6 protein-coding genes and 2 tRNA genes are annotated in these 6,219 nt (G+C 65.8%); 3 read left to right on the forward strand and 5 right to left on the reverse strand.

Translation table 11 applies throughout. The features are described 5' to 3' along the window. Window positions 1-184 precede the first annotated feature (184 nt). A complete protein-coding gene (locus P4L93_07420; protein MDR3686767.1) occupies window positions 185-580 on the forward strand; it encodes a hypothetical protein in 396 nt (131 codons plus the stop codon). Between the two features lie 61 nt (window positions 581-641). Further along, window positions 642-3,044 (forward strand): glucose-6-phosphate dehydrogenase, encoded by a 2,403-nt coding sequence (zwf, locus tag P4L93_07425; GenBank protein ID MDR3686768.1) that lies wholly within the window; start codon window positions 642-644, stop codon window positions 3,042-3,044. Window positions 3,045-3,158: 114 nt separating this feature from the next. On the opposite strand, the gene P4L93_07430 is transcribed toward zwf, so the two are convergent. From P4L93_07430 to P4L93_07440, 3 genes are all read right to left on the reverse strand, one after another. Then, window positions 3,159-3,980 (reverse strand): SDR family NAD(P)-dependent oxidoreductase, encoded by an 822-nt coding sequence (locus P4L93_07430; GenBank protein MDR3686769.1) that lies wholly within the window; start codon window positions 3,978-3,980, stop codon window positions 3,159-3,161. After that, window positions 3,977-4,471, reverse strand: a complete 495-nt coding sequence (locus tag P4L93_07435; protein ID MDR3686770.1) for an LOG family protein — start codon at window positions 4,469-4,471, stop codon at window positions 3,977-3,979. The genes P4L93_07430 and P4L93_07435 overlap by 4 nt, the downstream gene beginning before the upstream one ends. A gap of 111 nt (window positions 4,472-4,582) precedes the next feature. Continuing rightward, window positions 4,583-5,161: a LysE family transporter gene (locus tag P4L93_07440; protein MDR3686771.1), complete on the reverse strand. Its 579-nt coding sequence runs from the start codon at window positions 5,159-5,161 to the stop codon at window positions 4,583-4,585. 109 nt (window positions 5,162-5,270) lie between these two features. Between P4L93_07440 and P4L93_07445 the strand changes: the two genes are divergently transcribed. Then, window positions 5,271-5,831, forward strand: coding sequence for an XRE family transcriptional regulator (locus tag P4L93_07445; protein MDR3686772.1), 561 nt, complete (start codon window positions 5,271-5,273; stop codon window positions 5,829-5,831). Between the two features lie 125 nt (window positions 5,832-5,956). Here P4L93_07445 and P4L93_07450 read toward each other — a convergent pair. Continuing rightward, a tRNA-Arg gene (locus P4L93_07450) sits at window positions 5,957-6,033 on the reverse strand. Window positions 6,034-6,119: 86 nt separating this feature from the next. Then, window positions 6,120-6,213: transfer RNA gene (locus P4L93_07455), tRNA-Ser, on the reverse strand. Window positions 6,214-6,219 lie beyond the last annotated feature (6 nt).

Raw genomic sequence — 6,219 nt, forward strand, 5'->3', positions numbered from 1 at the left:
CGCGCCGACGCCGCCCGCGGCACGCAGGCACGCAAGTATGCCGGCACCCGTGGAGTCGCCCATGGACTTCGGTTCTGTTACGCCACGACCGTCGTGGTCTTCGCGCAGGCGCTCCCGCACAGGTGGCAAAGGGTTCTTCGCGCTACTCAGACCGATCGTCCTTCTCCTCATCGGGCTATGGATCATGTCCAGCTTGGCGTCGCAGTGCACCACCTCGGACTCGGGCAACCTCAACGACTCGGGTACCGTGAGCGAGTCGACCCAGCCGACCACCGACGCCGAGACGTACGCGCTCGACACGCTCGGCTATGCAGACGCGACCTCGGTCACTGCGTCGGACGTCGTGAGCGGAGTCGGGGAGGCCCCGGCGCCGATCCAAAGATTCGTGGCTTCGTATGCGTCTCAGCGGGCGAACTCCAAAGTGAGTTGGCTTGCCGTGTCCGACAACAACAACGGCAGCGGCTACTTGGCGCTCCAGCCCACCGAGTCCGATTTCGAGAAGCAACTGGCTGTGATTCGCAACCCCGACGGCAAATACGCGCTGTCCGGCCCGCTCGCCGCAGGCGTTCCCAGCCAGTAGCACGCCCCGCATGGGCATACTCCCTCAGGAACCACCCACCATTTCGTGAGGGAGCCTCACCATGTCCGACGCCACGGAGTCCTCGGCAAGTCTGGGCCTGCCGATCCACCCGTCCATCCTTGTGGTCTTCGGTCCCACCGGTGACCTGATGGCGCGCAAGGTCGTGCCGTCGCTGTTCTACCTGCGCAACAAGGGGCAGCTGCCAAAGAAGCTGCGCGTCGTGGGCTTCGGGCGCCGCGAGTGGGGCGACGCCGAGCTGCGCGAGCACGTGCGTGGCATCTTGGCGGAGCGTGCCGCGACTGCCGATTCGGCGGATGTCGAGGAGTTCTTGCAGCTGTTCGAGTACCAGCGCGGCGAGTTCCACGAGGCCGACTCCTATCACGAACTCGCCAAACACCTCGGCGGTATCCAAGAGGAGTGGGGCGTGTGCTCCAACAAACTCTTCTACCTTGCCGTGCCTCCCGAGAACTACGAGTTGATCTTCCGCAACCTGGCCAGCAGTGGCCTGACCATCGAGTGCAGCGACGCGACCGGCTGGACACGCGTGCTGGTGGAGAAGCCGTTCGGCGACGACCTCGACACCGCTCGCGACCTTGACGCGCTTCTTGCGAGCCTCTTTCGCGAGGAGCAGATCTACCGCATCGACCACTACCTCGCCAAGGAGATGCTGCAGGGCATCTTGAACTTCCGGTTCACCAACAACCTCTTCGAGCATGAGTGGAACCGAAGTGCGATCGACTCGATCGACATCACACTGCTGGAGTCCATCGACGCCAACAAGCGCGGAGCGTTCTACGACAAGGTGGGCGCGCTTCGCGACGTCGGCCAGAACCACCTGCTGCAGATGCTCGCGCTTGTGACGATGGATCGCCCCGCCTCCGACCGAGCCGACGACATCCGCAACTCACGCGCCGCGCTCATCGAGTCGCTACGTCCTCTCACACCCGCCGAGGTCGCCTCGGCGACGTTCCGCGCGCAATACTCCGGATTCCGCGAGGCGGCGGGCGTTCGTGCGGACTCGGGCACCGAGACGTACTTCCAGCTGCGCACGCACATGGAGGGCCCGCGCTGGGCCGGCGTGCGAGTGACGATGGAGTCGGGCAAGTCGATGGGCGAGGCGTGCAAGCGCATCGTGGTGACGTTCCGCCAGCCCGAGAACTGTCTTTGCCCCGAGGACGCGCCGTACACCAATCGCATCGTCTTCACCCTCGAGCCCGCCGATCAGATTGAGATCGTGTTCTTCGCCAAGAAGCCCGGCTTCGACGAGGAGATCGAGGAGCGCCGCTTCAGTTTCTTCCTCTACGAGAAGGCCGAGAAGGCGCAGTACGTCGAGGAGTACGCCAAGCTGATGCACGACGCCTTCGACGGCGACCAGACGCTGTTCGTGTCCACGCGCGAGGTTGACGCCGGCTGGGCCTTCATCGACTCGATCTGCGAAGCATGGTCGTCAGGCGCCGTGCCGCTCGAGCACTACGATGCAGGTTCCGCCGACATCGTGAAGGTGGCCGACAGGGCGCTCTCAGGTCCAGCTCGGCGAGGCGAGATCGGCGTGTGCGGCTTGGGCAAGATGGGCGCAGGCTTGGCGCTGAACCTCGTCGATCACGGCTGGCGCGTGGTGGGGTGGAATCGCCATCACGAGCTTGCCGAGAAGCTCGCCGGGCAGGGCTTGGAGCCGGCCGGCTCGCTGCGTGAGCTGGTGGCCGCACTTGCCCCCCCACGCACGGTGTGGCTGATGGTGCCCGCCGGCGCGCCCGTCGACGACGTGCTCTTCGCCGCCGACAACGGGCTTGCGCACTTCCTGGCACCGGGCGACACCGTCATCGACGGCGGCAACTCGCTCTTCCGCGACGCCGCACCACGAGCCGCGCGCCTCGCCGAGCTAGGGATTCACTACCTCGACTGTGGGACGAGCGGCGGCCCGGCTGGTGCGCGCAACGGCGCATGCCTGATGATCGGCGGCTCGCGCGAGACTTTCGAGCACGCCGAGCCGATGTTCACCGATGTCGCGCTCCCCGACGGCTACAGCTTCTTCCCCGGCCACGGCGCGGGCCACTTCGTGAAGATGGTTCACAACGGCATCGAGTACGGAATGATGCAGTCCATCGCCGAGGGCTTCCAGCTGATGCATGCCTCGGAGTTCGACTTGGACCTCGAGGAGGTCTCGGCGGTCTACCAACATGGCAGCGTCATCGAGTCGCGCCTTGTCGGGTGGCTCGGCGAAGCCTATGCCGAGCTGGGCAGCGATCTCGAGGGTGTGAGCGGGGTCGTCGGGCACACGGGCGAGGGGGAGTGGACGATCAACGCCGCACGCGACATGGGTCTCGAGGCGCCGGTGATCGCCGACTCACTGAAGTTCCGCGTCGACTCGGAGGGCCATCCCACGTACGCGGGGCAGGTGCTGACCGCGCTGCGGAATGCTTTTGGGGGTCACGGCTTGGGACCTGGCGGTGGGCCGCGCCGGTAGGACTGTCCAGCGGGCGGAGTCGTGACGTGGCCCTCGGCGAACACTCCGCAGGGGTGTTCGCCGGCTCAGCCGGTGGACACGCCGAGGACGTTCGCAGAGGGCTCCGTGCGCTGGTTACGGTTTCGGGCGCATTCTTCCGGTCATGCCCCAGTAGGCCATCTTGGCACCACCGGAGATGAGTTGCGGCAGACGGAGCATCGGGTACACCTTACCGGTCGTGGCTCCGGGCTCGGCGGCTAGCAGCTGGGCGCAGCGCTCACCTACTTCGGCGACTGGCGTCCCGAAGGCCTCCAGCGCGAAGCGGACGTTATGGCGGGTGGCTTCCAGCCGCGGGCTTACGGGCATGTCGTCGCGGTAGAAGTCCGTGTCGACCATGCCCGGTACGAAGGCGTTGACCGAGACGTTGCGATGCTCCTTGTTCTCGGCAGCGAGGGAGCGGGTGAGCGACGCTACGGCCGCTTTGCTGGCGCCGTAGGCTGTTGTGTATGGCGTCGCGTCGCCCTTCCAGCCTCGGCCGCACAGGTTCATCAGGTAGCCGCCGTGCTCGCGAAAGTAGGGGAGCAGCAGCTTGGCTCCGTACAGGACGCCGAGCACGTTGACGGTGATGAGGTCGTGGAGCTCCTCGGCGGCCTCGTCGTCGAGGAAGCGGTAGCCGTTGCTTACGCCGGCATTGCTGACCCAAGCGTCGATGCGCCCGTGCTCGGCCAGTGCGTGGTCGCGCAGCGCCTCGAGCTCCTCGTAGTGGCCGGCGTTGGCGGCCAGGCCGCTCGCGGCGGTGCCAGCCGCGCGCAGGTCCGCGACCGTGGCGGTGACTGCCTCGGGTGTCCGCGAGCTCACCACGACGGTCGCGCTCGCCCGACCGCACGCCTCGGCGATTGCACGGCCGATGCCGCGCGTCGAGCCGGTCACGACAACGACCTTGCTGGCGAGGCTCATGCGCCCTCCTCGGCGGACAGGAAGCTCAGCACTGCGGTGATCGCCTCGTGGGGTGTGCGGGCGTCAACGAGCTGCCCACGCTCGTATTGCGGCCCGAACGGCACGCCCAGCGGGAAGCCGAGCAAGACGACGGGCCGGCCGGCCTTGAGCGCGAGCGCGATCTCGGAGACGGTGCCCGGTCCGCCCGGCAGTGCCACGACCACGCGGCTCGAGAGCACGTTGATTACGTTGCGACCGTCGCCCATGTCAGTGACGATGGCGACATCGACGTGGGGTGCGACGTTAGCGGCGGTATCTCCCGGCAGGATGCCGATCACCAGCCCTCCGGCTTCGTTCGCGCCATGCGAGGCCTCGGCCATCACTCCCGCGTTACGGCCGCCGGTAAGCAGCACGAACTCCTGCTCGGCGATGAGCCTGCCGATCTCGCGAGCGTTGTGAAGGACGCTCTCGTCTACGAACGCTCCACCCATGACGCCGATGACCGTGCGCATGGCCGCCACCTCCTAGCGGTCATGGTACGACAGCTGGCCGCCGAGAGCGCGTCTGGGGACAGACCGATTCGCGACCACGGCAGTAGGGAGGCTGCGGACGTTGCCCGGCCGCTAGTGGAAGAGCGAGACCGCGCAGTAGACGAGCAGTGCGCCCATCACCCAGCCCACGGCGGTGTGGTTTCTGGCCATGAAGCGCTCGAAGACGCTCCCGAACAGCGCCCAGAGGCTGGTCGATACAAGGGCCAGGAGCGCCAGCGCTGCGGCGAAGGCGACGAAGGCCGGCACCGAGTGGTAGTAGGGGACGAGGAACGTCGATGCCACCGTGATGCCGAAGAGGATGGCCTTGGGATTGAGGAACTGCAGCAGCACCCCCGAAACGAAGGTGTTCTGGCCCGCGCTGGACTCGTCGTGGGGCTTGCTGGTCACGGTCTTGTACGCGAGCCACAGGATGTAGGCCGCGCCAATCACGGTCATGACGGGCTTGATTGTCGGGATCGCCCTGAAAAGCGCCACCGTAAACACGATGCTTACTCCGATGACCAGGAAGAACCCCGCGCACACGCCCGTGGTAAACCGCATGCTGCGCCTGAACCCGAAGCGGCTCGCGTTCGACATCGACATGATGTTGTTGGGGCCAGGCGTGAAGGTGGTCACCACCACGTACGACAGGAACGCGAAGACATTAGGCATAGGGCGACACCTCCCGATCGGCCGAATCGCCGACTCTCTGGTCTCAACTCGTGAGGTATACTAACACAGTCGTGCAGGATAACGCACAGAATGTGCAGTGGAGCGGTCTATGGAGCACCTGAACCAACTCATCGGCGAGAATCTCAAGCGTCTCCGCGCCGAGAAGGCCCTGAGCCTCGACGCCGTGGCCAAGCTCTCGGGCGTCAGCAAGAGCATGCTGGGGCAGATTGAGCGCGGCGAGGTCAACCCCACGATATCGACGTTGTGGCGCATCGCAAGCGGGCTGAAGGTTTCGTTCACGGCCTTGGTGACGCGCGCCCAGGACGACTCGGAGATCGTGGCACGCGCCGAGATCGAGCCGCTTGTCGAGGACAATGGCAAGGTCCGCAACTACCCCGTCTTTCCGTTCGACGCCGAGCGCGGCTTCGAGATGTATGCCGTTGAGATCGACGCCGGGGGCTACCTGCAGGCCGACGCGCACTCTGCCGGCACCCAGGAGTTCCTGACGCTGCACTCCGGCCAGCTAGCAGTGCGCGTGGGCGACGAGGAGCACGTACTCGGTGCTGGCGATTCGATCCGCTTCAAGGCCGATGCGCCGCATTCGTATCACAATCCCAGCGCCGCGACTGCCTCGATGAGCATGGTGATTCACTACCCGCGCGCGAGCTGAGCACGGGCTTCGCTGCTACTTCCGAGCGACTGACAGCAAGGCCGGGGCGTGCAGGCGCTCCGTCCTTTGTCGCGTGCGGACCAACGCAAAACGGCCTCCCCGAGGGGAAGCCGTTGTTGCAATCGTGGTGCGCCGTGCAGGATTCGAACCTGCGACCTTCTGATTCGTAGTCAGATACTCTATCCAGCTGAGCTAACGGCGCAACTGCCCCAAAGGGCTTAGGTATCCTGCCATTCGGGCGGCGGAGTGTCAAACCCCGCGAGGTCGTCAGGCAGTGTCGATGTCAAATGGCGGAGAGCGAGGGATTCGAACCCTCGAAGGGAGCTTTACCCCCTTACTCGCTTAGCAGGCGAGCGCCTTCGACCTACTCGGCCAGCTCTCCGCGACG

Source organism: Coriobacteriia bacterium (assembly GCA_031292615.1).
Classification (GTDB): Bacteria; Actinomycetota; Coriobacteriia; order Anaerosomatales; family JAAXUF01; genus JARLGT01.

Bases quoted from the DNA above. Each gene is read 5' to 3' on its own strand.
- P4L93_07445 (MDR3686772.1), top strand. From the start codon at position 5,271: ATGGAGCACCTGAACCAACTCATCGGCGAGAATCTCAAGCGTCTCCGC.
- P4L93_07440 (MDR3686771.1), bottom strand. From the start codon at position 5,161: ATGCCTAATGTCTTCGCGTTCCTGTCGTACGTGGTGGTGACCACCTTC.
- P4L93_07435 (MDR3686770.1), bottom strand. From the start codon at position 4,471: ATGCGCACGGTCATCGGCGTCATGGGTGGAGCGTTCGTAGACGAGAGC.
- P4L93_07420 (MDR3686767.1), top strand. From the start codon at position 185: ATGTCCAGCTTGGCGTCGCAGTGCACCACCTCGGACTCGGGCAACCTC.
- P4L93_07430 (MDR3686769.1), bottom strand. From the start codon at position 3,980: ATGAGCCTCGCCAGCAAGGTCGTTGTCGTGACCGGCTCGACGCGCGGC.
- zwf (MDR3686768.1), top strand. From the start codon at position 642: ATGTCCGACGCCACGGAGTCCTCGGCAAGTCTGGGCCTGCCGATCCAC.